Origin of the sequence: Lacihabitans soyangensis, assembly GCF_024343775.1 — a bacterium.
Classification (GTDB): domain Bacteria; phylum Bacteroidota; class Bacteroidia; order Cytophagales; family Spirosomataceae; genus Leadbetterella; species Leadbetterella soyangensis.
The window spans coordinates 52,298-78,701 of record NZ_RJUF01000194.1 but is presented as its reverse complement, the minus strand read 5'-3'; the positions used below and the strand labels follow the sequence as shown (position 1 = coordinate 78,701).

Below are 26,404 nucleotides of genomic sequence, written 5' to 3'. Positions count from 1 at the left end.
ATACGTAAATATTATAAAAATGATATTTTATATTTTTTTAGTTTAAACCCAAATATTTTAGTTAGTATTAAATATTTATTTCTGACTACTAAAATTTAACTTTCGAAATATACGGGTGGAACAAAAAAGAATGGGCTTTCAACTGGTATTGTAGTAAATATTGGTTTGTTGGAGGAGAATGTTTGGTTTAAGTACTTTTCAATTCTTTCAGAGTCTTGGTAATTATATCCTTGTGTATAGACAATTGTATTCTTTCTCAAACTTTGAAAGAATAAATTATCGATAACTCTATTAAAAGTAGGAAATGAATAGCCTATAACCACCACATAATCAGTTTTGCATGCTAATTCATATAAAAAATCAAAATCATTTGGCTCCCATGAAAATTTAAGAGGGATATTAAGTTGGTTATTGTAGTGAAAATGTTCGTACAATCGGAATAAATATTGAACGATTATTGATTCAGATACATCAAGAAGATTAGGAGGTTTTATGTCTACAACAAGAGAAGAACCATTTAGTTTTTTTAATACAATGTTATTTTCATTCAACAGATTTAAATCATCTAGTTGAGAAGATAAATCTAATTGAAAGTCATAATTCCATGATATGAATTCAAAATTATTAGGGATTATCTTTTTTCCATTCGGGACCAGAGTGCTAGATTGGTTAATTGATCGTAGTAAATTTTCGTACCGTCCCTCCAAATTGTTTATTTCCGTAATTCCTTCTTTATTTTTCTTAATACAATGGAAGAAGTTCATTAAAACGGTCAAGAATAATTTGTACTCCTTGTACTCAATATCTTTTCTTTGATCAAAAAGTCTTTTGGCCAAAGTATCAATACTTGGTGTTTGTTTAACAAGTAAATTCCATTTTTTAATAATCCCCAAAAAAACATCGTACTTTTCTCTATCTACTATCCCATTTGAAGTGGATATTCCAATTATAGAATTGGAATTATTAAAAAGGAAAGAATAGAGGTGGTCTAATCTATATGATATGTCTCCTACAGTAGGAATAGAATTCGCACTGGCTCCTGCTCCTAGGTAATAGACAATTTTACCTCCAAAAATTCTTTTCATAAATCAAACTTTAATCTTTCCTCCCCTCAACTCACCCCAGCACCATTCCAAACCTCCTTATGTGGTTGTAGTAATGAAAGAGAGCCATCTTTATCTTCGGCCATCAGAATCATTCCTTGCGACTCTATGCCCATCATCATTCTTGGGGCAAGGTTGGCTATGAAGGTTACTTGTCGGCCTACCATTTCTTCAGGTGTGAAATGCTCGGCTATTCCGCTCAAAATCGTGCGTTTTTCTAAGCCGTCATCAATCAAGAATTTCAATAATTTCTTGCTTTTTTTCACAGCTTCGGCTTCTAATATTGTACCTATTCTGATGTCTAGCTTAGCAAAATCATCAAATTGTATATTCTCTTTCAGTGGAGCTACGGTTTTACCTTCCAGTTCGTTCATGCGTTTGGCGTCCAGTAGTTTTTGTACTTGTTTGTCTATGGTTTCGTCTTCTATTTTCTCAAAAAGCAATGCTCCTGAGCCTATTTCCAGTCCTGCTGGTACCAAATCAGCATTTCCTGCATCTATCCATTCGCGTTTCGGACCGTTCAAATTCCATTCTGAAAGCTTCAGTTGCTCATATAATTTCTCCGAAGTAAACGGTAAAAACGGCTCAGCCACAATCGCCAAAGTGGCAGTGATTTGCATCGCTATATTCATAATGGTTTTCACACGCTCAGGATCTTCTTTTATGGCTTTCCAAGGTTCGGTTTCGGCCAAATATTTATTTCCTAATCGGGCAATTTCCATCATACTGGCCAGGGCGTCTCTAAACTTATAATTTTTTATAGCATCTGATACATCGCATGGTAACTGTTTCAGTGCGTCAAGTGTCTGTTGGTCAATATCTTGCAATGTACCTCTTTCAGGCACTTTACCATCATAAAACTTCTGTGTAAGTACCACCGTACGGTTTACAAAATTTCCGAAAATCCCCACCAATTCCGAGTTGTTTTTGGTCTGAAAATCTTTCCAAGTAAAGTCATTGTCTTTACTTTCAGGAGCGTTTGCTGCCAAAGCATATCGCAACACGTCTTGTTTGCCCGGGAATTCCACCAGATATTCGTGCAACCACACCGCCCAGTTTCTTGAGGTCGAAATCTTATCGTTTTCAAGATTCATAAACTCGTTGGCAGGCACGTTGTCCGCCAGAATAAAGCTGCCTTCGGCCATCAGCATCGCCGGAAAAATGATGCAGTGAAAAACTATATTGTCTTTTCCAATAAAATGCACCAGCTTCGTATCCTCCGACTTCCAGTAATCTTCCCAATTTTTGCCATTAGCAGCAGCCCATTCTTTGGTCATTGAAATGTAGCCAATCGGAGCATCAAACCACACATACAATACCTTGCCTTCGGCATCTTCTAGCGGCACTTTTACGCCCCACTCAAGGTCGCGGGTCATTGCACGCGGCTGCAAACCCTGCTTCAACCACGACTGGCACTGCCCAAACACGTTCGGCTTCCATTCGGTGTGGCTGTTTACATATTTTTCTATTTCGGGTTGCATTCTGTCTAGTGGCAGATACCAGTTTTTGGTAGCTTTCATCACGGGTTTAGCTCCTGAAATCGTTGATTTAGGATTGATCAACTCCGTGGGCGAAAGGGACGAACCGCACTTTTCGCACTGGTCGCCATAGGCACCTTCGTTGTGGCAAACTGGACATTCACCAACTATATATCTGTCGGCCAAAAACTGCTGAGCGGTCTCATCAAAATATTGCTCCGTCACCACCTCGTCGAAATACCCTTTATTGTTCAACGTTGTAAAAAATTCCTGCGAGGTTTCATGGTGTACAGGGTTGGAAGTCCGTGAATAAATATCAAACGAAATTCCGAATTGCTCAAACGAATCCTTTATGATGCCGTAATATTTGTCCACCACACCCTGTGGCGTAGTGCCTTCTTTTTTGGCTTTGATCGTAATCGGCACCCCATGTTCATCGGTACCACTCACAAAGGCCACATCCTTGCCTTTCAGCCTCAAGTAACGCACATAAATATCAGCAGGCAGGTAGCAGCCAGCCAAGTGACCGATGTGTATGGGTCCATTGGCATAAATCAAAGCAGCGGTTACGGTATATCTTTTCGGATTGTTCTTCATCACGTCTCGTAGAAAATTGAGGTGCAAATTTAGTACATTTTTCCGAGAAATCTTTGGGCATGCCCCCAACACATTCCGCTATCGCTACATGTGTCAGGGTCGGGCTCTCTGCTCCCGCTTTTGTGTCCGGCTAGGGCCAGGCCACAAAGAGCTCCGCGACGATCCCTCATGCTGGTATTTTACCTAAAAATTAGGTCATTACCTCAGGTCAGACCGGTTAAGATTTCCAAAGTTCATTTAGTATTCAGGAGGGTTTGACCTTCTGTGCTGCCCCTCTTTTTCAAGAACTATTTTTTTAAATACAAAGGATCTGAATAACCATTATTAAAATCATTCAAATCTTCAACTGTCAATTGAAAGACCTCTTTGCATAGTTCTTTGTCAATTAGCCTTCCATTTCTTAATCCAAGCAAATCTCGAAAAGAGCTAAAATGCCAATCTTCAAGTTTATTAACGTCTTTAATATCGAATGGGTTACTTAAAACATAATAAATCAAGTTTTTTAGATATTGTGGCTCCATATTATCTGCCAATTTGTATTTTGTTTTTTGACGGAATAGAGATCCTGACCTATTATACTTTTTATTAAAATCTTGAGCATATTCACTCAAAATCAACCTAAAAGCATTGGTAATCCTAGTCAACTCCAAACTTCCAATCTTTACTTTTTCGTTGCTTTTTTCGGTGGTGAGAATAATTACATGAAAATGATTAGGCATCAGACAATAGGAAAGGATGGTACAGGTGGGTTTCAAATGAAAATCTAGTTTTCGAAGAAACTCAAAGTAATCATCAATATCTCTGTAAGTGGTTTCTCTATTGTTGCCTTGATTGTAGATGTGGTAAATTGAATTATTGTAAAACTCCATTTTTTTGCTGGTAAATCGTGTTGAAAATTAGATTTAATTTTTTGAATTTCAAGAAATTTCTTAAACGATAATTGAGTCCAGTTTAGAACTTTAAAGTCTTTTTGGTTTGATGTCAAACTAAGCCCATGTCTCAAACTACTTGGCTATAGCCTACTTTTTTATGTTTGAACCAGGTCTGACCTTCGGTACTGACCTTACCATTCAAAAATCAATATGCTCAAAATATTAGCAATATTAAGCAAAATTTTTTAGCATAAAAAAATCAATATACATTTGAATCATGAAAGAGGGCGTAAGCCATTCTAATTCAAGCTTTTCTAAAATTATAATTACTTAATACCATGGCCAGAATTATCGTTCCGAAGCACTTAGTAAAGTCAAATCTTGAAGTTATCTCTTTGTTGAGAAATCATTTTCCAGATTTATCCTATGAAAAATCATGTTCGTTTAGTCATAATTTTTGCGGAACCTATAAAGAAGACAATCAAACCTTAACACCAGTTTTTAGAAGGGTAGGTGGCACTTTAAGCATTAAAGGCTTCGCCTGCTATTGAGACGATAATATTAATTGTCAATTAGAAAATTTAATTTTTTATCAAAAACAATATAAAAAAACATCAAAATCATGGCCAGAATAATCGTACCGAAACACGTTGTGAAGTCCAATGGAGAAATACCTGCTCTTTTGAAGGCTCAATTTCCAGATTTGATGCCCATGAAAATCAAATCTTACAGTCATCTTTATTTCGGAACTGTAAAACAAGGCAACCAGACGCTGATGCCAGTCTTTCAGAGAGAAAATGGAACTTTGAGTATCAAAGGCTTTATTTAAGCTGAAAATCTATGTTGGTGTTAGGTTTTTGGTATATCACTTTTTACTAATTATTATACCAATACCCTCTAAACTCCTTTACTGTTCTGCCTTGATTTTATCAATCACAATTATGAGATATCTTTTAATACTTTTCCGGAAGAGTTTACTTTATCCCAGATTTAGGGAATTGCGGTGTAAGTTGCCAATTCAAAAAATATGAATTACTTTATTTAACGATCCAATTTTTCCGTTAAAATGTTTATCTTCATATTTCAATATTCAACCATAAAAAATGAAAGATAATATAACTCAAAATCGTAGAAGGTTTCTTACGCAGGTGGCTGCTACAATAGGCGGTTTCATGATTGTTCCTCGCCATGTATTAGGTGGCAAAAATGCATTTGGAGAACTTTATCGAGCTCCAAGCGATATCATCAATCTAGGTTTTATTGGTACCGGAAAGCAGGCCAAAGGCTTGGCCAATTCTTTTCTGACCACTGGAGAGGTGAGAATTAATGCTATAAGCGAAGTTTACAAAGCTAAGGCTGATCAGATGCTTGAACGTATCAAGGGAATTTATGAGAAAAATACAAACTTAGGTCAGTATGCTGAAATTTCTGTTTTTCCAGATTATCGTGAATTATTAGTTAGAAAAGATATTGATGCTGTGGTTATTGCCACGCCCGACCATCAACATGCGGTAATGTCAGTTAAGGCCGCAGCTGCTGGTAAAGATATTTATTGCGAAAAGCCGCTAGCACTTACCGTAAAAGAGGGTAGAGCAATGGTAAAAGCAGCTCGAAAGCACAATAGAGTTTTTCAAACAGGAAGCATGCAACGGTCTTGGCCGGAGTTCCGCCAAGCCGCTGAGTTGGTTCGGAATGGCTACCTTGGCGAAATAAAACACATAAAAGTAAACGTTGGAAAACCGCCAATTAAATACAATCTAGCCGAGGAATCTATTCCTGAAGGGCTCGATTGGAAACTTTGGTTGGGTCCAAATGCTTACGTGCCCTTTAATTCAGAACTAGCCCCTCCTATTAGCAAAGATGTATTTCCTAACTGGCGTTTATATAGAGAGTTTGGAGGGGGAATGGTGACTGACTGGGGAGCTCACATGTTTGATATCGTACAATGGGCTTTGGATATGGATGCGAGTGGGCCTGTTTCCCTCATTACCCCCGATGGTAAAGATGTGAAATTCTTGACCCTAAAATATGCCAACGGCATTACCATGAGCCATGAGCCTTGGGACTGGAATAACGCCATACATTTTGTGGGTTCTGAAGGTGAACTGAAAGTTGCACGGAAAAAAATTGAAACTACTCCTACAGAATTAGCCACCAAGGTGATTGGTGAAAACGAAAAGCATGTGTATAAAAGCGAAAATCATTATAAAGACTTTTTGCAAGCCATGCGTAATAGAAGTAAACCCATTTGTGATGTTGAGATTGGTCACCGTACTTCGTCCTTGTGCAATATTGCGAACATCGCATATCAATTGAACAGGCCTTTGGCTTGGAATCCGGAGAAGGAAACGTTCTTGGGTGATAAAGAAGCCAACGCTCTTTTAGGTCGTAAACTCAATGGTGAATGGGCCATCAAAATTTGATGGAAGTAAGTTTTATTTAAAATGAAGAGTAATTCATGAGTCTTTCTGAAGATTCATGAATTTCACTTTACGGTAGTAGGGCGAAAGCAACTTGAGGTTTAAGGTTTTTCAGCGGTCTAACAATTTCAGTTTTTATGGCTGTTGTTTTGTTTGAAAATCCACAGTTTTTCAGGTAAAATCCATCTTCTGCATTACCACCTTCGTAGTCTTTTCTATAACCTATTCGTGCGGTGGCATCTGCTGTGAAGGTAATTTTGTTGATTTCTTGCCAACCTTTTTTGCTGTCAAATGCCCATTGGTTTCCATAGTTGGCCTGACGAGCTTGGTTACCAGTTTCTGGCTCGAAGTTTTCCAAAAACGAATACAGGCCTTTCAAGTAGATGTTCGTCTTCGGCCTTTTGAAACTAGCAATCAATAACCACTGGTTTTCTTCGGGTACAAAAAAGTATGCGGTGTAGGTTGTAGAACCAAGTCTATCAGGTTTGGCACCGACTAAAAATTTGTAGGTATTACCGACTTTCCAGTTGTATTTCAAATAGCTTTGGCCACCCGCACCCTCATTTCCAAACTCGCCAGTGTATACATTTTTGCCCTTTTTGAGCAGAATTATTTTCTGGTCTGTAGGTATTTTGCTTGGATCGTCTGTGGTAAAAGGACTCCAAATAGAGAATAAAACCCGTCTCTCAGTTTCAGAATTTACTTGCATACCAAAATATCCCTCGCCAAAACCATTAGCCATATAGTAAGAACCAATCACATCGTTTTTCTCAGGTACTGTTATTTCCGAGTAAAACCATTCGATACTTTCTAATCCATCGGTGTTGTAATTAAGATGCACAGATGGTCCACGCCTTCCCCAGTAGAAATAATTTCCCTCGTTGTTTTTCACAAAGGCAGTTTCGGAGTTTACACAACTCCCACTTATGCCGATGGCTGATATTTCGCCAAATGTATTTCCTTGTTTTTCGATACCAACGAGTTGTATTTCCACATATCCGGCCTGCACAATATCCCATTCACCGGCCATGGTTTCAGCTTCGCCTTTTAGCTCAATCACTTTACTTGTGCCTGAAATTGATATTTTTATTTTGCTAGGAACAGCTTCTGAGAATATGGAAAGTTTAAGTTTACCAGCCTTATTTACCTTGAAATAAACTTTGCAAACTTGATCAACGCTCGTCCAATTTCCCAGCCCTTTCTCTGTAATTTCAGCACCATTAGTAACCCATGCATTACCACCTAGTGGGATTTTTTGGAGGTTTGGGTCATGTGAAGTATAAGTAATCGCGGACGACTCTTCACATGAAATGAGAAGGAAATAAAGACAAAAAATAGCTATTCGATGCATATTTAAATGGCGAATTAACTTGTTAGGGAATGAAATATGGGCTAAAATTGCATAAAAATTCTCAAACTCATGGCCTCCATATTCACGAAAATCATAAATGGCGAGATTCCTTGCCATAAAATAGCTGAAACAAAAGATTTCTTTGCATTTCTGGATGTATTTCCATGTGCACCTGGCCATACTTTAGTAGTGCCGAAAAAGGAAGTTGACTATCTTTTTGATCTTTCAGACGAGCTTTATACTGGATTGATGGCCTTTGCAAAGTCTTTAGAGCCAGCCATAAGAAAAGCAGTACCATGTAAAAGGGTAGGAGTGGCAGTAATTGGCTTAGAGGTGCCGCATGCCCACGTGCATTTGATACCCATGAATAGTATGAACGACATGAATTTCAATTCCAAAATCAAGATTTCGCAAGAGGAATTGGCCGAAATTGCCGAGAAAATTAAGGCTGGTTTATAAAGCCTTTTTGAGTAAATCTGGATTTTCTTTCACCTTAAACTCATACCAATAAACCACACCAATAAACAAAAAGGTCAGGAGCATGTGGTAGGGTATTGATACCCAATAATTTCTGATATGTATTTGGGTATTGGCTAAAATAATTAATCCAGCAAAAATCAAGTAAGCCGATATTTCTTTTAGTTCATAAGGAATTGGATAGTGTTTTTGCCCCAAAATATAGCAAGCCACCACCATAAAAAATGATGAAAAAGTAAAGGTGATCGCACAGCCCAAGTATCCAAGCCTTGGTATGAGAATTACGTTCAGAATGATTGTCAAAATCATGGCAGCGATAGTAAGATAAGTGCCAAATTTGGTCTTGTCTACCAATTTAAACCAAATGGAGGTATTGCCATAAACGCCTATAAATAAGTTGGCTAAGAGCAATATGGGTACAATGTAAAGGCCTGAACGATAGTTTTCGCCAATTAAAAGACCAATCCAGTCGAGGTTTAGACTGACGCCAACCCAGAGAATTATACAGGCAATTGTAAACCACTTGGTGCTAAGTGCTATCAGATTTGGTGAGTTTTTATCACCCATTTTTGAGAAAAAAAGTGGGTCAGCCGCATAACGATATGCTTGTACCACTAGTGTCATAAAAATAGAAAGTTTATACACTTGCGAGTAAATACTAAAAGCCTGGTCGGGTTTCGGGAAGTCAGAATAAAATCCTTCGGGAAGCAACTCCCTGAACATCAGCCGGTCGGCCGTAAGGTTAATAGCTCCCGCTAGACCCATTATCATAAGTGGGTATGCATACACCAAAACTTCTTTCAATTTTTCCCAGTTTATCGTGAATCTGAAACCAACAAACTCTTTCCACAATAAACCAAACGTAATCATACTGGCCACATAATTGGCCCAAATGATATAATCAGGGCCAACGTTGGCATCGTAAATAAACGCCGCAAAAGGTTTTAGGTTAGGTAAAAACTTGTCTTTCAGTATATTATTACAGAAAATCAGATAGAAGGCATTTAAGAATATATTGATGGCAATATTGGTGATTTTAATGCCAACAAATCGTTTGGCTTTGTTTTGGGCCCGCAGTTTTACAAAAGCGATGGCACAAATAGCATCAATGGCAATAATAATGGACAACATAATAACCAAACGTTCTTTTCCCGGAAAACGCATGGCATTTACTAAGGGTGTCGCTCCCAAAATCAATCCTAATGAAAGTACGCCACTAAGAACAATGATGAAACTAAGTATGAGATTAAAGTACTCCGATTGATTCTCTTTTTTGGAGCCATATCTGAAAAAAGCCGTCTCCATACCAAAGGTAAAAAGGATATTCAAGGGAATAACGTAAGTGTAGAGTTGGGCGTTTTCGGTGAGGAGCTCGGGCTGTTCAAATACACGGGTGTGTACAATCACCAAAAGCCAGTTTAGCAGTCGACCCACAATGCTGCTCATTCCATAAAGCACCGTGTCGCCAGCCAGTTTTTTTACTAAACTCATTTATTAAGATTCGAAATTGAGCCGCAATGTTCCGAATTTTTGGGCAAGAATGCAAAAGAATCAAGGACTTTCAGTTAGTTAGTTCAAATTGCTTAAATGCTTCAACCTTTTTTTCTACTTTTACCATTCAATTTATTCAAACCAAAAAATGAAAAAGTTTTTCTTCCTTTTTGTTTTTGCTCTTACTGCAATTTCTGTTTCTGCCCAACGAGAATTTTATGAACTGCGGGTTTACACCATGAAGTTCGGTTCGCCAGCTTCCGGATTACACAATTATCTTGAAAAGGCTCTTTTGCCTTCATTGAACAGACAAGGTGTGAAAAACATCGGGGCTTTTGAAGAGTGGAGTCAAGACAACCCGGCCAAAATTTATCTATTGATTCCATACGAGAGCATGGCGGCCTATGAAAAAGTAACTAAGGCGGTAAATTCCGATAAAGTTTTTACAGAAAATTCTGCGGAATATAATACCATTACCCAAGACAAAGTGCCTTTTAGCAGGTATGAAACTTCTTTTTTCAATGCTTTTTCGGGAATTCCGCAACTCATCAAACCAGAAACTGGCTCGATGGTTTTTGAAATGCGTACTTACGAGGGCTACATTGAAGATGCTTACCAAAGAAAAATAAAGATGTTTAACGAAGGCGAGTTGCAGATTTTCAAAGAAACTGGACTGCATTCGGTTATGTTTGGAGAAAAAATAGCAGGCCCACAAATGCCTTGTCTGACCTATATGCTTGCCTTCAAAGATTTGGCTGAGCGTGATGCCAACTGGAAGAAATTCTCTGACCACCCAGAATGGAAACGTATCTCAAAACTTCCCGAATACGCAAATACGGTTTCAAATATTCATAGGGTGTTTTTGAAGCCTCTGAAGTATTCGCAATTGTGATTTGAAACAAGTTATTTATTTTTAAACTTTTGGACCAATGGAGATTCAATTTCTCTTGGTCCTTTTTTATTCCAAATTAGTTTTAGAAATAATCTTTCATTCCAAATAAACTTATTGGCTTAGTAATTGCAGAGGATTTTGTTGATTCCCAATTTAATCAAGAAAATATAAATGAAAAAATTCACAAAATTCTACTCCTTCTTAATGTTAGCCACACTTCTATCTTGCCAGAAATCTGAAGAAGTTTTAGAACCGCAGTCCAACAAATGCTTGATAACCCAGACGGATAATTATGAAGGCACCAAGTTCTCCAATACAGTTAGTTTCGAATACGATAAAAATAAGAATCTAATCAAACGAACCACTAAGTATGCGAATGGAAAGATATTGATTGATAATCATAAAAATGAGTATAATGCTGAAAATGATTTAATCAAAGTGACATTTACGGATCAAGATTCAAAATTGGTCTCCATTATAGACTATACCTACTTTGAAAAGGGTAAAATAAAATCAAAAATTGAACAGGGTTACCTTTATAGCAAGTCAAAATTAACAACCGAATATAATATTAGTGGTAAAGAAACCTATTTTGTGAATAAAAATGGTAATGAAATTTTTGAACGTAAGACACAGTATGATAGCAAAAACAATATTTTACTTCAAGAGACTATTCAAAACGGAAATGTTCAACTAACTTATTTTAATACCTATGACGTAAACAATAGGCTATTAAAGTCAGTATATCAGGGCTCCTCTAATATTTCTACGGAATATTTTTACGACCAAAATGGTATTCTGACGAAAACCAAAGACCATACCGGATTGGAGAAAACCTATAAGGTCAATTCTGAAAAAACAATTAAAGAAACGGAATCTAAGAGGTTCGGTGTATATGTTTCCAGTGAAAGATTTGAGTATGACAATGATGGAAAATTGTTGAAAATTTACAATTCAAATAACAACAAGGATTATCATTTAATGTTAGAATATACCTATCACCCCAATTCTATTCCAAAAACCCAAAAATCGTATTCTTTCAAAAATAATTCTACATCTGAGGTTTTCATAACATTTGATGTGGTTTATAATGACAAAGGACAAGCTCTAAATGTAAAAGTATTTGATAGAAATACTTATCAAATAGGTTATTCTTATGAAAACAAATATATCTGTAACTAAAAAATGAAATTATTTATATTCATAGTTTTGGTAGTTTTTGTAGGAATAAGTTCATGCGAAAAAAACGAACTTGACCCATCAAAAGAACCAATAGCCACAAATAAAGTTCTTTACGTTCAAGGCGATAAAAAATTATACTCTTTAGATGCTGAAACTGGAAAAATGCTTTGGGAAGCGAATGGTGGTGTAAATATGTTTACAAATCCGTATTTATATAAGGGTTCCTTATATTCAAATGGAGGAAACTCATTTTTCTTGAATTTTTTTGCCTCTTACAACGCAGACAATGGACAAAAAAACTTTTTACTTCAAGGAAGTGGTTTTGAGAATGGAAACTCGGAATTTATTGGGAAAGATAATGTCATTTATTCCACTTGGAATAAACAGTTATATGCCAGTGATGCCACTACAGGTAAAAATATTTGGAAATATCAATGGAATTTGGGTTTTGGTATTGGTTTGATTAGTGTTGGGTCTTCTGGACTTATTTTTCAAGATAATCAAAATATCATTTGTTTAAATCTAAATGGAAAAGATGTCAAGTGGATTTATTCATTGCCACTCTCGGGAAATGGCTTCTCCAATAAACCAATTGTAACTGACTCTGAAATAATATTTGGGTATGGTTTAAGAAACCTAATGGTTCTTGATATTTCTACCGGGCAAGAAAAATGGAGTCAAAAAAATGAGAATTGGCAGATTCAAAGAATAGGAGTTTCCAATGGAAACATATATCTTCTTAAAAGTAATTCCATAAATCAAATTCAGGCCCTAAGTTTAAAGGATGGTAAGATTATTTGGGAGAATTCGAAAATTTCGGGGTATTATTTTGGTACGAAACCTGTAATTGAAGACAATAAAATTATAGTTTCTCATTTTAATGGTGTCAATGAAGAGGGAAATCTATCTGCATTTAATCTTAAAGACGGTAGCTTGATTTGGACAACGAAGACCCCTCAAGCATATAGAAACAATATGTTCTATTCTCAAGGAGTTCTAGTTTCTAATGATTTCGCATCTTTCGCTGTTCAGAAGAATCTTTATTTTACTGATGTAAATACGGGGAAAATACTCTATCAGAAGCCGATTAGTGATTCGGGAACTCACAATCCTTTAATTTCTAACGGAGTCATCTTTCTTATTGACCATGATTTAAAAGACTTGGTAGCTTATAGTCTCAAAACAGGTAGTAAGTTATGGTCATTTAATATCGGTACGAGAACTTCCTCTCCAATACTTGTGGATTCGAAGGGGAAAGTTCATAATTCAGAATGGCTTTCGAATATTGTGAGAAGTTTTGAGTAATACTCTCAAATCCCACCCTTAATCTCACTCACCTTACTCACCCCATTTTCATTAAATGATTCAATGGCGAAATAGTATTTCACACCTACGTTTAAGGCTCTGATTTCTTTTTCAGAAGGTTCGTCCGCCCAGATTTGGTAGGTTTGATACAATTTGTCTGGTGCTATGCCCCACAAGATGTTGTAACCTACGGCTCCGTCTACTTTCTCCCATTTTATGAAGGCATTGCGTTCATCCGTGTCACGTTTTGCTTCTAAGTTTTTTGGTGTTTCTGGGGCTTTTTCACCACCATTTCCAAAAACTCTGATGTCGCTCACAGCCAAATTTGGCATCGGAACATGTACATTCTCAAACTTGATATATCTGGCCTTTACGGCTTTTGGCAATTCGATATAGGCATTTGGGCGGTCACGTTTTTCGTTAGAATTGTCTTCTATTTTTGTCCAAGTTTTACCGTCTAAAGAGCTGTAAATTCGGTATTGAATATATACTTTTGGCAATGCCGAATCATATATATCTGACTTATAATCAGTGTAGTTGATTTGTAGTGCATTTACCGTACAAACTTTTTCGAGGTCTATGCTCAGCCACTCGTTGGTTTTATTGGTTTTGGCCACCCAGAAAGTTCTTGGGTTCTCATCGGTTACCAAATTCGAACTGAATTTGTCTTCTTTTTGCGATGATGACTTTGTTGGTTTTTTATAAGAAAGAAGCATCCAGCCTGTAAAAAGTTCATCTTTATTGGTCCATTTTTTTGTAGGTAATCTGTAAGGGAAATCTGCGAAACGGGTATTGGCAAACATCTGTCCGTCTTTGTCGAATGCTGTGGGCACCATCTCTATTCTGCGTTCAAAATTCCAGTTTACGGCTATCCACGGTGTGCCCATGTTCCAATAGTTACCGTAATTGTCTTTGAAAGTACATCCATGGCCCATTCCCTGCATGAAGCCACCAGGCTTGTATGAAATTGGATTGTAAGGGGCATATTTGAAGGGCCCAAGCGGGTGATCACCCACATAGGTGCCGTTGGCGTACACGTTGTACTCGGTTCCTGGAGCACCATATTGCAGGTAATACTTGCCATTATGTTTGGTCATCCAAGCTCCTTCTGTGAAAGGCGTAATGTCCGATTTATGGTCTTGTCCGAAGCGTTCCCAACCGTGATTTACTGGGTCGAGGTATACAAATGGCTTGTAGTCGCCTTTGTAAGTGAGTTTTTTATCCTTGTCGAGTTGAGCTCCAAAAAGCGGATAGGTATTTGAGGAACCCCAGTACATGTACCATTCTTTCAAGTCTTCGTCGTAAAACAGTGCTGGATCCCATGGGCCAATGTCTTTGGGTAATTGCGGCAACCAACGATTATAAAATTCCAGTTGACCGGTTTTGGGCTGCGTGGTATAAAAAATCGGACGCTGCTGAAAGGTAGATTGGAACAGAAACAAAGTATCGTCTTTGCTCCAAGCGGCAGGTGCACACATGTCTTCCATGGGCCAGCGGCTAGGCTTAATGTATCGCCAGTCTGAGAGGTCCTTGGAGTGCCAATAGCCACCCTGTATGGTATGGAAAAGGTAATACTCGCCTTTATGATTGATTACTACCGGGTCGGCTCCACTTCTATAAGATATATTGTCGTTTACCTGCTCCCAATTGTATTGATAGTTGATATCCATGGGGTTACAGTAGGTTTTCTTTTTGGTGGCATTGGCCTCTGGTATGTTGTATTGTGGTAATTGTGCTGTGGCTCCAAGACAAGAAATAAATAGAATGCCTAAGTATTTTTTCATAAGATTTGGGTTGAATTGTCTGCTAAAATACGAAAGGAATTCCTAAGATTAATTTAGCCCAAGTTAAATTATTCAACTTGGTATTTAGAAGGACAACACTACTCTGCTCTCAAACTATTTACTGGATTGGTAAAAGCTGCACGCATGCTATAATAGGCTATGGTGAGAATGGCTATCAAAAGGACAGTTATAAAAAACATGGCCATCAGGCTGAAATTCAGTCCGTTGTTGAAAGTAAAAAGGCCATTGAATAGCAAGCCACCGAAAATCCCGATAGGAAGTGCGATGACACCTGCCAAGAGTAAAAGTTTTAAAAAACTCCATGACAAGATGGTGACCACTTCGGTGACCGATGCCCCCAAAACTTTGCGGATACCAATTTCTTTTACTCGTTTTTCGGTGGTATAAATAACCATACCGAGTAAACCCATGACAGCAATCACCAATATAACCAAACAGGCGATGCCCATCATTTTCATGTCTTCGGCTGGATAATATCTGTCGTACATTTCCTCTTCAAACCAACTGTAAGACACTGATTCGTATGGATTTTGTTTCTTCCAAAGTGTTTTTACAAAAGTTTCAAATTCGGCTTGGTCTGTTTTTCCTTCGGTTTGGATCACCATTGACCTAAACATAGCCGGATTGTACTGAAAAACAAGCGGCTGGATTTCAAACTGATAATTGAAGTGACAAAAGTTTTTTACCACGCCAATCACTTGTACTTCTATGTTTTCATTTAAAAAAATAGTCTTTCCAACAGCCTCTTTGGTGCTTCCCAAGTTTAATTTTTCCACAGCCTTCTCATTGATTATCACAAAATTCCCAGCAGAATCTCCACTTGATATGGGTAAATTTTGGCCTGCTACAAACGTTAAATTCATATTCTCGATGAAGTTTCGGTCTGAGGCGTAATAATAGGATGCAGTATTTTCTCCCTTTTTTTGTGTTCCAATACCCAGCTGCGTTGTTATACCTCCAAAGGGAACGGAAGTAAACCCAATTTTCTTTACGTTTTTATTTTCAGAAATTTCTTGGGTAATGAGTTTAGCGTTTTTGGAAGGTATGGCCAGATTAAAAATACCTTTTCTGTTAAAATTCTCATTCTCGGTGGCCATGTATTTAAACTGATTGTACATGTGCCCAATCTGAAATATAAAACCGAGTGTTACAATAAACTGAATTACAATCAGGCTCTTACGGAAATTTATTTTACCGAACGATGCCGGAGATAATGTTCCTTTCAAAACCTTTACAGGCTGAAAACTGGACAAAATCCAAGCAGGCAAGCTGCCGGCAGTAACACCCAGGAGTAATGCAAAAATGCAGAAAATAATAACAATGAAATAGGGATTATCCACCTTCCAAGTCACCCAGTTGACATGGATGTATTCTTTCATTAGCGAAAGTATCAGTACACCCACTATTAAAGCAGAAAAGGCAATCAAAACCGCTTCAGCGATAAATTGTACAATGAGTTGCGAACGAACCGCCCCCATTACTTTTCTTACGCCAACTTCACGCGAGCGGCCTAGTGAGCGAGCCAGTGTGAGATTGGTGTAATTGAATCCTGCCAGCACCAAAATCATGATCGGAATGGAGAAATTGACATAAATATCACTCCATTTGTCCACATAGGGGTTGTTTTGGAGATCTTCTTCACTTGGGGAAATATCTGCCAGTGCTTGTTTTCTAAATTCGTTTCTCTTCTTGTTTTGCACCAGATTAACATTGGTTTTTTCAGCGATTTGTGCCAAAGCCAAGTCAAGCGAAGCTGGATTTACTTTTGGTCTTAACTTCACAAAAGAAAAACTCTCGTATTGTCCCCAACTTTTTGTGATTGGGTTTCCTTGCATTCGTTTTTCGTAAGTGGCCATCGAAACCATCACGTCACTCTTAAATTGGGTTTCTTTCTTGAAAGGTTTCAAAACACCAGTGATTTTGAAGGCTCCATAAGTGGGGTGATTGAGAATTTGGCCGATGGGATTTAGATTTTTATAAAATCTTTCTGCTGTTTCTTGGCTTATTACCAGTGTATTAGGCTCAGTTGGATATTCGCCTTTTTCAAGTTTGAAATTGAAAATGTTAAAAAAGTCGGGCTCAATATAGATAATATTTACTTTCAGGTTTTTTAGCTGATTGCTTAGTTCCCAGCCAAATTCTCTCATGGTTTTGGTTGAAAATTCTACTCCTGGGTAATCAATTCGGAGCTTATCCGCAAGTAAAAAAGGAGAGGAGGCATAACTCACTTTTTTGCCTTGATTGGTTTTTTCATCCGTAATTATTCTAAAGATTCGTTCACGATTTTGGTGGAAATTGTCGAATTCAAAAGTGCTTTGCAAATGCAACAAGGAAAGCAAAGCAAATGGCAGGGCAAGACCCAAACCAAAAATATTGATAAAGGAAAATAGTTTGTTTTTCCAAAGATTTCGAAACGCTATTTTGATGTAATTTTTGATCATAGTTTTTGATTTTGAAAACAGAATGAAGAAGTCCTCAAATCAAAATTCTAAAATTTTTCTGAGGACTTCTTAACACGTAACAAATAGTTTTTTCATAACCCTGTAAGGATAGGTTCAAATGCTGTGCCAATAGTTTATATTGTTGAATATCAATATTTTGCAAATCTATTGTTCGTTTTTTTCGTCCGAAAACGAACACTTTTGTACGTGTGTGGACGTGTTTTTCTGAGTAAAGAATTGCATTTTTGCCACGATGACACACGAGTTTTTGTTTTCAACTTTCTCTTCCTTTAAATAAAAATCTAGAGGTTGAATTTTGAACTGTGACATAAAACTTCCAAATTTACAATAACCCGAAATTTATTTTATCCGTGAAGTTTGCTACCTTAATAGCGTTATTCTTATTCTTGGGGCATACCTCAAGTTTTGCTAAATATCAACACAACGCTGTTGAAAAATTGCTTGTAGGTATTCCTAAAGATGCAAACTATCTCAGGTTATCAATTCGATATGTTTGGTGGCTTGTTCATAAATTAGATAATCCTAAAAAGGCTGACGTAATCCTTGACCAATCAGAGAAGATTGCTCTTAAAATAAATGATTATCTGAGTCTGGTTGATATTTATCTGCTTGAAGCATTATTGAGAAGTAGAGTTTCCAGGTTTGATGAGATGTTTTCTTACCTGCGAAAGGCAGGTAAAGTTATTACAGAAAATAAACTACCTGTAAGATCACAACAGAAATATTTTGGCCTGATGTCTAACTACTACTGGCTTAAATTTGATCATGCCAATGCCACTAAATTTGCCCAAATGGCTACCAAACTAACTGAAAAATATCATTTGACAGATGGAATAACCACTGCCTATTTGACACTGGCAGCTGAGAATGTGGATGTTGAGGCTAAAGACAAGAAAAGGTTATATGACAAAATGCTTCAAGCCGCATATTTGGATTCTGATTATACCCAAAGGTATTTGGCCGAAAATTACATGGCTGCGTTTTATTTACAAACCAAACAACTTGATAATGCTTTAAAACATGCCAAAGAATCTTTAAAGTGGGTTGAAAAATATGGTAGGAGGGCAAGTTTTTCAATGGCTTGGATTCTCTTGGCGGATGTATACCTCGAAATGAACCAACCCAAGTTGGCAAAGGAATATATTTATAAAAGCCTAAAAATGTCTGAGAAAATTGAAGATTTGAACAGGATGGCTGATTCCTACACCTTACTCGGATATTTTCATTTTTATATAGAGAAGGATACCGAAAAAGCCATCAATTACTATTTGAAAGCGTACGAAATTGCGAAGAAAAACGGAAATGCTACCGGTGAGTATGGAGCTTATGAGTCGTTGGCTACCATTTATGCCGATGCTAAGAAGTATGAAAAGGCCTTCTGGTATCAACAGAAAGCCATAGCTCTTAAAGATTCGGTTTTCTCGAAAGACTGGGCCTTAAAGATGAATAAATTGGAACTTGAGAAAAAAGAGTCCTCACTGAATCTAATGGCCATCAAAAATAAGAATACTGTTTTACAAAGAAACTTGGTTATTTCGGCCATAGGATTTATAGTTATTATGTCGCTAGGTGGTTTTTATATCTTGAATTCTCGCAATAAATTTAGGAGATTACAAGAACAACAAAACTTAAGAAATAGACTGTCGGCAGATTTACACGACGAAATAGGTAGTTCGCTCAGTAGTATCTCCATTTTGTCGGAAATGCTGGCAATGCAACCCAAAACCGGCAGTAATCCTGAAGTTATGCAACAAATAAGCAATGACGCCCGGAAGGTTATTGAAAAAATGGACGAGATTATTTGGACGATTAATCCTAATAATGACGAATTTCTGAACTTGGAAGCAAGACTAAAGTCGTACGCAGTACCACTGCTCGAAAGCAAGGGCATTGATTTTAACTTTGATTTTTCAGGTGATTTAGAGAACCGAAATATTGAAATGGAAAAACGAAAAGATATTTATTTGATTTTGAAAGAAGCTATAAACAATGCCATAAAATATAGTGATTGTACACACTTGGAAGTAAAGGGTATTTTAGAAAATGAAAAGATCAAATTAACCGTGGCCGACAATGGGAAAGGCTTTGATCAAAATGTTATTACCCAACGAAATGGCCTGAAAAACATGAAACATAGGGCTGAAAGTCTTGGGGCGAAATTTGAAATAAAAAGTAAGATGGATGAGGGAACCATTATATTTTTAAAACTTTGACAATTGCGATTAATGAGGCGAATTTTTATAATTATTCTTTTGCAACTTGTAATAATTAACTGGTTATATGGTAACCCACAGGCCGATTCTTTAGAACGTAAATTAAAGATTATGCCCAAGGATATCAACTATTTGCGAACTGCTGAAAAATATATTTGGTATTTGATTAACCCTTTGGATGACACCTCAAAAGCTAAGACCTTATTAGAGCAAAATAAATTATTAGCTCAAAAACTGCATGATAATATTGGCCTTTTTCAAGTTTATTTTTTTGAGGGTTTAATGGCATATAGAGTTAACAACTACGAGGAATCAAAGAGACATTTTCAGAATGCACACCTCATAGTACAAAAACATAAATTAGCACCTCAGTATTTACAAAAAATACTTACAGCTAAGGCTATTAATGCAAAATATTCTTTAGACAATGAGAACGCCCTGAAATATGCTCTAGAAGCTGTAAGATTAACTGAGAAGCATCAACTGAGAGAATATATAACACAGTCATATGAAATCCTTGCAAAAATTTACGCTGATATTGATTCGTCAAAATCTGAAGAAATGTATAAAAAACTATTGCCCATAGCATATTCAGATACAGATTTAACTCAACGATATCTTGCAGAGAATGCCATTGCTTATTATTATTTAGACAAGAACAATGTTGATAAGGCTTTGGTACACGCAGAAAAATCTCTCAGGTGGGTTGAGAAGTACGGCAGAAAGGCAAACTATTCAATGGCTTGGTCTTTATTGGCCGAAATATATTTGAGGAAAGAGTCGTACGATAAGGCGAAATACTACTTGGAAAAAAGTGTGAAGATGTCGGAAGGAATAAATGACGTAAATAGACTAGTAGAAGCTTATTCTTTACTCAGTTATTTTAATTATCAACACTTAAAAAACTACGATAAAGCCATTTTTTATGCCAAAAGAGTAATTGAAACAGCCGAAAAAAGTAATAACCCAACTTGGGTTTATGGAGGAAAATTCTACCTGGCTGATTTGTATGCCGAAACAAAAGATTACAAAAGAGCCTATGAATTGAAAAACCAAGCGTACGCCCTGAAAGATTCGGTTTACTCTAAAGAATGGGCGTTGAAGTTTAATAAGCTCGAACTGGAAAAGAAAGATTCTGAACTCAAAATGATGGAGCTTGGTAAGAAAAATGCCACACTGCAGCGAAATATATGGTTAGCAGTGGGAGTTTCAATCATAGTCATTTCTGTTGCCATAATTTACATATTATTAAAAAGAGCAAGGTTTAAAAGAATCGAGGATAAACAAAAAATACGAAATAAACTTTCGGCCGATTTGCATGATGAAATTGGAAGTACGCTGAGCAGTATCGCTATATTGACCGAAATGGCAGACTATCAAATACAAAAGGGGCAGTACAAAACCGATTTAATGAGGCAAGTATCAGAAGACGCAAGAATGGTCATTAATAAAATGGATGAGATAATTTGGACCATCAATCCCAATAATGACGAATTTCTGAATCTTGAGGCAAAGATAAAGTCCTTTGCTGTTCCATTACTTGAAACTCAAAATATAGACTTTAGCTTTGATTTTTCGGAAGACTTAGAAGGTCGAAATATAGAGATGGAAAAACGAAAAGACGTTTATTTGATATTGAAAGAGGCCATAAATAATGCTATAAAATATAGTGAATGTAAAAATTTATGGGTTAAAGGCGACATAGAAAATGGTAAAATAAAGATCAGCGTAAAGGATAATGGAAAGGGTTTTGATTTAAATGGGAAAAACTCTCGTAACGGTCTTGGAAATATGCAAAAACGGGCAGAGAACATTGGTGGGCGATTGAATATTTATTCGGAAATAAATCAAGGTACCACTGTCCAGTTAGAGATAGATTAAGTTAAAAACCATATATTTATTCTATTGCAGATAAACCATTTTTCAAACAAATTGCAGCCTCAAATCATGAACCAAGTGATAAAAGTAGCCCTTTATGAAGATAGTATGACGCTTCGTAGCAGTCTGAGCCATTTATTGCAAAGTTCAGAGGAGTTTGATTTTTTGGGTGCTTTCGAAAATCCGGGAGATATTCTACAAAACTGTTCTGAATATAAGCCTGATGTAATCCTCATGGATATTGACATGCCGATTATGAATGGCATTGAGGCTGCAGCTTTGGTCAAAGCCAAGTATCCAGAGATAAATATTCTAATTCTTACCATTTTTGAGGACCGAGATAAACTTTTTGACGCTCTTCAAGCCGGTGCTTCGGGCTATTTATTAAAAAACTCAAGGGTAGTTGAAATCATAGAAGCCATACACGAAATTTACCAAGGTGGCTCACCCATGACACCATCCATTGCCCGAAAAGTATTAGAGTTTTTTTCAAAACCACAAGATCAGCCCAATCCCGAAGAAAAGCTTTCTGATAGAGAACTCGATATACTTAAATGTTTGGTAAGTGGCGATAGTTATAAGATGATTGCGGCCAATTGTTTTATTAGCATGGGTACGGTCCGTAGCCATATCAACAATATTTACAAAAAACTACATGTCAATTCCAAGTCTGAGGCAGTGGTGAAGGCCCTGAAAGAACGTTTGGTTTGACCTGTTAATTTATGTCAGCATTTCTAACAGCATTTTTTTTGAATAATATTTTTTACCCATGAAAAACAATTGGAGTCAAATACAGAAGCTAGGTTTTCAATTCAGCTTTTTATTTTTTGGATTATACATTTTCTTTGAATTTTTTGGGCGAGCCATTCCATTTGTAAATCAGTTTTTGCATTGGATTGTACCCTTGTTTTCAAAGACTTTTGGAGTTGTACCTTACGATATTGTTGTTTTTGAAAACGGCAGCGGCGATACCACATACAATTGGGTATTGGTCTTGCTCATATTGGTTTTGGCTGTTTTCGGTTCTTCAATATGGGCAATTGTTTTTTCAAAAAATACCAATTACGACCGTCTAAATTATTGGTTGATAGCTGCTTTGAGATTTTATGTAGGTTTTACATTGATAGAATACGGCATGATAAAAGTTTGGAAACTACAGTTTCCATATCCTAGTCCGTACCGACTCATGCAGACCTATGGCGACTCAAGTCCAATGGCTTTGGCTTGGACATTTCTCGGTTTTTCGAAAGGCTACAATCTTTTTATGGGTATAGTGGAAATATTGGCCTCACTGTTGTTTTGGCGTCGTACGGTCACTGTGGGTGCTATCATAACCCTTATGACAACAGCCAATGTGATGGCCATAAACTTTTTCTATGATGTACCTGTCAAGATTCTCTCAAGTACATTGTTTTTGATGACTTTATATATTCTGGTGTTCAATATAAAGGACTTACTTCAATTCTTTTTTACTGATAAACCAACCACCTTAAATATTCAAAAAGCCTTTAGGTTTTCTAAAAAATATTTGAATATCAGTATTTTGGTATTGAAGTATGCTATTGTTGTGTTTTCATTATTGGGGCTTCCGTATTTTTCATACACCACTTATGTTCAAGACTTTAAAACTCCTAAACATACATTGTTTGGTTATTATGAAAGATTGGCTTCTGTACCAAATCCTTCCAACGACTGGGTGAAATTAAACTTTGTGTACAACGATCTGATTAAAACCTATAAATCAGGCGGAATCACTGCCACCTATTCTGTTGAGTTAGACAGTGTCAAAAAACATATTAAACTTATCAATGTCGCAATTCCAGACTCTTCGTTGAAGTTTAGTTACAAGATTCAAGGGGATACTTTGTCTCTTTCGCAATCCAATCAAAAAACACCATTAATATTTCTTCGAAAAAGTACTAATAATACTAGACTGATGACCAGAGGTTTTCATTGGATTAATGAAACACCTTATAATTTTTAGAACCACTGCCTGCAAAACCATATGTTTATCTGATTGACAGCATATTGTTTTCTTCTGAATTTTGTCAGAAAAAAGACTGATGAAACATTTGCCAAGAAAACAACATCTCGAACTTCTTTACCATGCTAAGGACATTGTAAGTCACATCGAAAGTGAGAAGAACTATTCATGTTTCTATCTGAAAAATGGCAAGAGAATACTGATGTCCTACACCCTCAGCACCTATCAAGGAGCACTAGAAAGTTCATTCATAAGAATCAATAGATCGGTGCTGATAAACAAAAGTGAAATAGTGCAAATATCTAAGAATGGGGTTCTTACAAACAAAGGAGAAAATTTCATCATATCGCGACGCCGAATTTCAGAAGTACTTAAGCACTTATCTTTTAACGCCTAAAAATTTATTAGAAATGAAAAAAACTATTTTTCTATTATCGCTTATCGCAAACGCCCTTTATAGTCAGTCCATAACGATATCTCCAAGTGGCTCAGATAACACCTTGATTCAGAAACAAGGAGACGCTCGGTTGTCGATAAAGGGACAGCCCGGAAATTCTCTAACTGGCAAGTCTTTTCTAACGATGGATTCAGAACCTCTCGGCATTGGACTTGCCAATGCATCTTCTTCATCGATTGAGTTTAATAATAATTCCGTAAATAAGTACAGTATAAAACATAATAGTTATAGCTCGTTCAATTCAAATTTTCAATTACAAAGTTTTTCATGGTTGAGTTTTAATAGTGGAAACAATGAGATCGCTCGAATAGATTCAGATAATATGACCATAAAAAAGCTTGGAATTGGCTATCCTTTATATACCGCATTCCCATTGACGTTTAATTCGGCTTATGGCGATAAAATTTCATTGAATGATAAGACTTGTACCAGTAGCATATTTGGTTCGTGTACCTCATTTGACGAAAACCACTACGGCATTGGTTATCAGAGCAATTTGTTTCAAATTTTCTCGAGAAATATTGATGGAGACATCGCTTTCGGTTATGGTAAAAGTAGTGCCTTAAATGAAAACGTAAGATTCAAAGGCAATGGAAACGTGGGAATTGGTGTATCCAATCCTTTAGAAAAACTGCACGTGAATGGTACAATTCGTTCTACAGATTTAGCAGGCACTAGCCTAAGGACGGTGAAGGCGGATGCCAACGGATCATTGACTGCCGAAGCACAAACCAAATATTTGGCTATACCTAATACTAGTTTTGTAAAAATTAGCAATGACGGTACAGCGGCTTCCTATTTCTCTGGTTTGGCGTACCTAAATAGCGGGGTAGGTTCAATAAAATGTGCTTTATATTTACCACACAATGCAATACTTACCAATATAAGGGCTTATTATCAGGACAATGATGTCACAAATGACCTAACATTCTATTTGGAACGGACACCACATTCGGGTACCTCTACATTCATAACTCCCCTGACCTCATCTTCAGGAAATAATTCGAGTATACAGTTTTTGGACTTGTCAGGATTTCCCTTGACCATAAATAATTTGACAAACAGCTACAAAATTACAGTAACCCAAAAATCGGGTACCGCATGGTCAACTTTTATGGGTGTTTCAAGTATTGTGGTTACCTATGAGGAATAAACTTTTCAGGTCGTCAGTATCGAACACTTTTTGAAATGTTTAGTAAATCATTACAGGATTATCTGAAAAGGCGGATAAAAAGAAGCCATAACTTCGATTTATCCGCCTTTATAGCCACCAAATTATTAGATAAATGCAACCATAGTCTAGTCAAATCCTCACTTTTTGCCCAGTTTCGGCGGCTTTATAAATAGCATCTAACACTTTCATGTCTTTCCAACCTTCGAGGCCTGAGATATGATCGGGCATTGGTTTGTTTTCAAGAATAATTTTACTGATGGCATCCATTTGGGCAGCTTGTTGGTTTATTTGCGGAAAGTCCATCTCCTTTTCGTGGGTTCGGCCTTTGAAAGGCCCGTAACTTATGGCAGGACTGAGTTCAAAACGTCCATTCTCGGCACTTGCATAAAGCCTGTCTATACCCGCAGCAAGTGTTGAAGTAGATGTACAAACTGCACCGCTTGGAAACTCCAGTTGCCAAGTGATAGATTCTTCCACTTCGGTAAACAATTCTTTTCGTAAAACTGGCCCAAACTGAGCAGTAACAGAAATAGGCTCTTCGCCGGTAATATATCTTCCAGCTTGTACACAATACACGCCGAGGTTCATCAATGGGCCGCCTCCAGCCAGTTTTTTACTTAATCTCCACTCGCCTTTTTGGCCGGCAAAATATCCCAATGAAGCTTCAACAACCCTAACTTTCCCGAAAACCTCTTTCTGACCCAAACGCATCATTTCCATGTTATAAGGTTCAAAATGAAGGCGATAGCCCATTGCCAGCTGAACATTGTTTTCTTTACAAACTTTTATCATTTCCAAGCAATCGGCTGCATTGACCGCCATTGGTTTTTCTACCAATACATGCTTTTTGGCTTTTGCGGCTCTGATGGCGTAATCCTTATGCATGGCATTCGGCAAAATGATGTACACCAAGTCTATGTCTGGATTGTCTTTGATTTTATCGAAATTCTCGTAATTGTATCTGTTTTTGGTCGGAACGTTATATTCTTTGCCCCAGGACTCGAGTTTTTCTGTTGAACCACTGACCAAGCCTGCTACTTCGCAATATTGGCAGTCTTTCATTTGAGAAGCCATATATTCGGCATATCTGCCGAGGCCAACCAAGGCTACTTTGATTTTCTTTCCTTCATATTTTGTGGGAATATTGGCAAAAGAAAGGGATGGAATCAAGGCGGAAGAGGCTGTAATTCCTTTTATAAATGATCTACGGTTAAGGGTATTTTTCATGTAAAAAGTATTTATTGTATTTTATGTAATTCTAAC

At 37.0% G+C, this 26,404-nt stretch carries 21 protein-coding genes; 13 read left to right on the top strand and 8 right to left on the bottom strand.

Annotated features, from left to right (window positions below; genetic code table 11):
- Positions 1–95: 95 nt before the first annotated feature.
- From EGI31_RS23535 to EGI31_RS23525, 3 genes are all read right to left on the bottom strand, one after another.
- On the bottom strand, positions 96–1,085 hold the full coding sequence (locus EGI31_RS23535; protein WP_255039644.1) for a hypothetical protein: 990 nt from the start codon (positions 1,083–1,085) through the stop codon (positions 96–98).
- 26 nt (positions 1,086–1,111) lie between these two features.
- The gene (gene metG / locus EGI31_RS23530; protein WP_255039643.1) at positions 1,112–3,178 is read right to left on the bottom strand and encodes a methionine--tRNA ligase; all 2,067 of its coding nucleotides are present in this window, start codon (positions 3,176–3,178) and stop codon (positions 1,112–1,114) included.
- Between the two features lie 287 nt (positions 3,179–3,465).
- Positions 3,466–4,047, bottom strand: coding sequence for a transposase (locus tag EGI31_RS23525; RefSeq protein ID WP_255039642.1), 582 nt, complete (start codon positions 4,045–4,047; stop codon positions 3,466–3,468).
- A 341-nt stretch (positions 4,048–4,388) separates the two neighbouring features.
- Between EGI31_RS23525 and EGI31_RS23520 the strand changes: the two genes are divergently transcribed.
- The 3 genes from EGI31_RS23520 (at position 4,389) to EGI31_RS23510 (ending at position 6,473) form a co-directional block, all read left to right on the top strand.
- Complete coding sequence (locus tag EGI31_RS23520) at positions 4,389–4,601, top strand: hypothetical protein (RefSeq protein WP_255039641.1); 213 nt, start codon at positions 4,389–4,391, stop codon at positions 4,599–4,601.
- Positions 4,602–4,672: 71 nt separating this feature from the next.
- Complete coding sequence (locus EGI31_RS23515) at positions 4,673–4,879, top strand: hypothetical protein (RefSeq protein WP_255039640.1); 207 nt, start codon at positions 4,673–4,675, stop codon at positions 4,877–4,879.
- 274 nt (positions 4,880–5,153) lie between these two features.
- Positions 5,154–6,473 (top strand): Gfo/Idh/MocA family protein, encoded by a 1,320-nt coding sequence (locus EGI31_RS23510; protein WP_255039639.1) that lies wholly within the window; start codon positions 5,154–5,156, stop codon positions 6,471–6,473.
- A 67-nt stretch (positions 6,474–6,540) separates the two neighbouring features.
- On the opposite strand, the gene EGI31_RS23505 is transcribed toward EGI31_RS23510, so the two are convergent.
- Positions 6,541–7,821, bottom strand: a complete 1,281-nt coding sequence (locus EGI31_RS23505; RefSeq protein WP_255039638.1) for a DUF3472 domain-containing protein — start codon at positions 7,819–7,821, stop codon at positions 6,541–6,543.
- A 69-nt stretch (positions 7,822–7,890) separates the two neighbouring features.
- Between EGI31_RS23505 and EGI31_RS23500 the strand changes: the two genes are divergently transcribed.
- Entirely contained in the window at positions 7,891–8,280 is a 390-nt protein-coding gene (locus tag EGI31_RS23500; RefSeq protein ID WP_255039637.1) for an HIT family protein, read from the top strand.
- Here the strand turns inward: EGI31_RS23500 and EGI31_RS23495 are convergent.
- Positions 8,275–9,789: a lipopolysaccharide biosynthesis protein gene (locus EGI31_RS23495; RefSeq protein ID WP_255039636.1), complete on the bottom strand. Its 1,515-nt coding sequence runs from the start codon at positions 9,787–9,789 to the stop codon at positions 8,275–8,277. The two genes, EGI31_RS23500 and EGI31_RS23495, sit on opposite strands and share 6 nt — an antisense overlap.
- A 148-nt stretch (positions 9,790–9,937) precedes the next feature.
- Here EGI31_RS23495 and EGI31_RS23490 point away from each other — a divergent pair, with 148 nt between their 5' ends.
- The 3 genes from EGI31_RS23490 (at position 9,938) to EGI31_RS23480 (ending at position 13,168) form a co-directional block, all read left to right on the top strand.
- Positions 9,938–10,681 carry an NIPSNAP family protein gene (locus EGI31_RS23490; RefSeq protein WP_255039635.1) on the top strand — a complete coding sequence of 248 codons (744 nt, stop codon included), beginning with the start codon at positions 9,938–9,940 and terminating at the stop codon, positions 10,679–10,681.
- A 171-nt stretch (positions 10,682–10,852) separates the two neighbouring features.
- Positions 10,853–11,863 carry a hypothetical protein gene (locus EGI31_RS23485; RefSeq protein ID WP_255039634.1) on the top strand — a complete coding sequence of 337 codons (1,011 nt, stop codon included), beginning with the start codon at positions 10,853–10,855 and terminating at the stop codon, positions 11,861–11,863.
- A gap of 3 nt (positions 11,864–11,866) precedes the next feature.
- Positions 11,867–13,168, top strand: coding sequence for a PQQ-binding-like beta-propeller repeat protein (locus EGI31_RS23480; protein ID WP_255039633.1), 1,302 nt, complete (start codon positions 11,867–11,869; stop codon positions 13,166–13,168).
- A gap of 5 nt (positions 13,169–13,173) precedes the next feature.
- Here EGI31_RS23480 and EGI31_RS23475 read toward each other — a convergent pair whose 3' ends face one another.
- Together EGI31_RS23475 and EGI31_RS23470 are read right to left on the bottom strand one after the other, a co-directional pair.
- Positions 13,174–14,952, bottom strand: a complete 1,779-nt coding sequence (locus tag EGI31_RS23475) for a discoidin domain-containing protein (protein WP_255039632.1) — start codon at positions 14,950–14,952, stop codon at positions 13,174–13,176.
- A gap of 98 nt (positions 14,953–15,050) precedes the next feature.
- The gene (locus EGI31_RS23470) at positions 15,051–17,414 is read right to left on the bottom strand and encodes an ABC transporter permease (RefSeq protein WP_255039631.1); all 2,364 of its coding nucleotides are present in this window, start codon (positions 17,412–17,414) and stop codon (positions 15,051–15,053) included.
- A gap of 371 nt (positions 17,415–17,785) precedes the next feature.
- On the opposite strand from EGI31_RS23470, the gene EGI31_RS23465 reads away from it, so the two are divergent.
- From EGI31_RS23465 to EGI31_RS23440, 6 genes are all read left to right on the top strand, one after another.
- Positions 17,786–19,648 carry a tetratricopeptide repeat-containing sensor histidine kinase gene (locus EGI31_RS23465; RefSeq protein ID WP_255039630.1) on the top strand — a complete coding sequence of 621 codons (1,863 nt, stop codon included), beginning with the start codon at positions 17,786–17,788 and terminating at the stop codon, positions 19,646–19,648.
- Between the two features lie 111 nt (positions 19,649–19,759).
- A complete protein-coding gene (locus EGI31_RS23460) occupies positions 19,760–21,529 on the top strand; it encodes a tetratricopeptide repeat-containing sensor histidine kinase (protein WP_255039629.1) in 1,770 nt (589 codons plus the stop codon).
- A gap of 66 nt (positions 21,530–21,595) precedes the next feature.
- On the top strand, positions 21,596–22,237 hold the full coding sequence (locus tag EGI31_RS23455) for a response regulator (protein WP_255039628.1): 642 nt from the start codon (positions 21,596–21,598) through the stop codon (positions 22,235–22,237).
- Positions 22,238–22,295: 58 nt separating this feature from the next.
- Positions 22,296–23,510, top strand: coding sequence for a hypothetical protein (locus EGI31_RS23450; protein ID WP_255039627.1), 1,215 nt, complete (start codon positions 22,296–22,298; stop codon positions 23,508–23,510).
- Positions 23,511–23,571: 61 nt separating this feature from the next.
- Entirely contained in the window at positions 23,572–23,907 is a 336-nt protein-coding gene (locus EGI31_RS23445; protein ID WP_255039626.1) for a LytTR family DNA-binding domain-containing protein, read from the top strand.
- Positions 23,908–23,920: 13 nt separating this feature from the next.
- On the top strand, positions 23,921–25,120 hold the full coding sequence (locus tag EGI31_RS23440; protein ID WP_255039625.1) for a hypothetical protein: 1,200 nt from the start codon (positions 23,921–23,923) through the stop codon (positions 25,118–25,120).
- Between the two features lie 150 nt (positions 25,121–25,270).
- On the opposite strand, the gene EGI31_RS23435 is transcribed toward EGI31_RS23440, so the two are convergent.
- Complete coding sequence (locus EGI31_RS23435) at positions 25,271–26,368, bottom strand: Gfo/Idh/MocA family protein (protein ID WP_255039624.1); 1,098 nt, start codon at positions 26,366–26,368, stop codon at positions 25,271–25,273.
- Positions 26,369–26,404 lie beyond the last annotated feature (36 nt).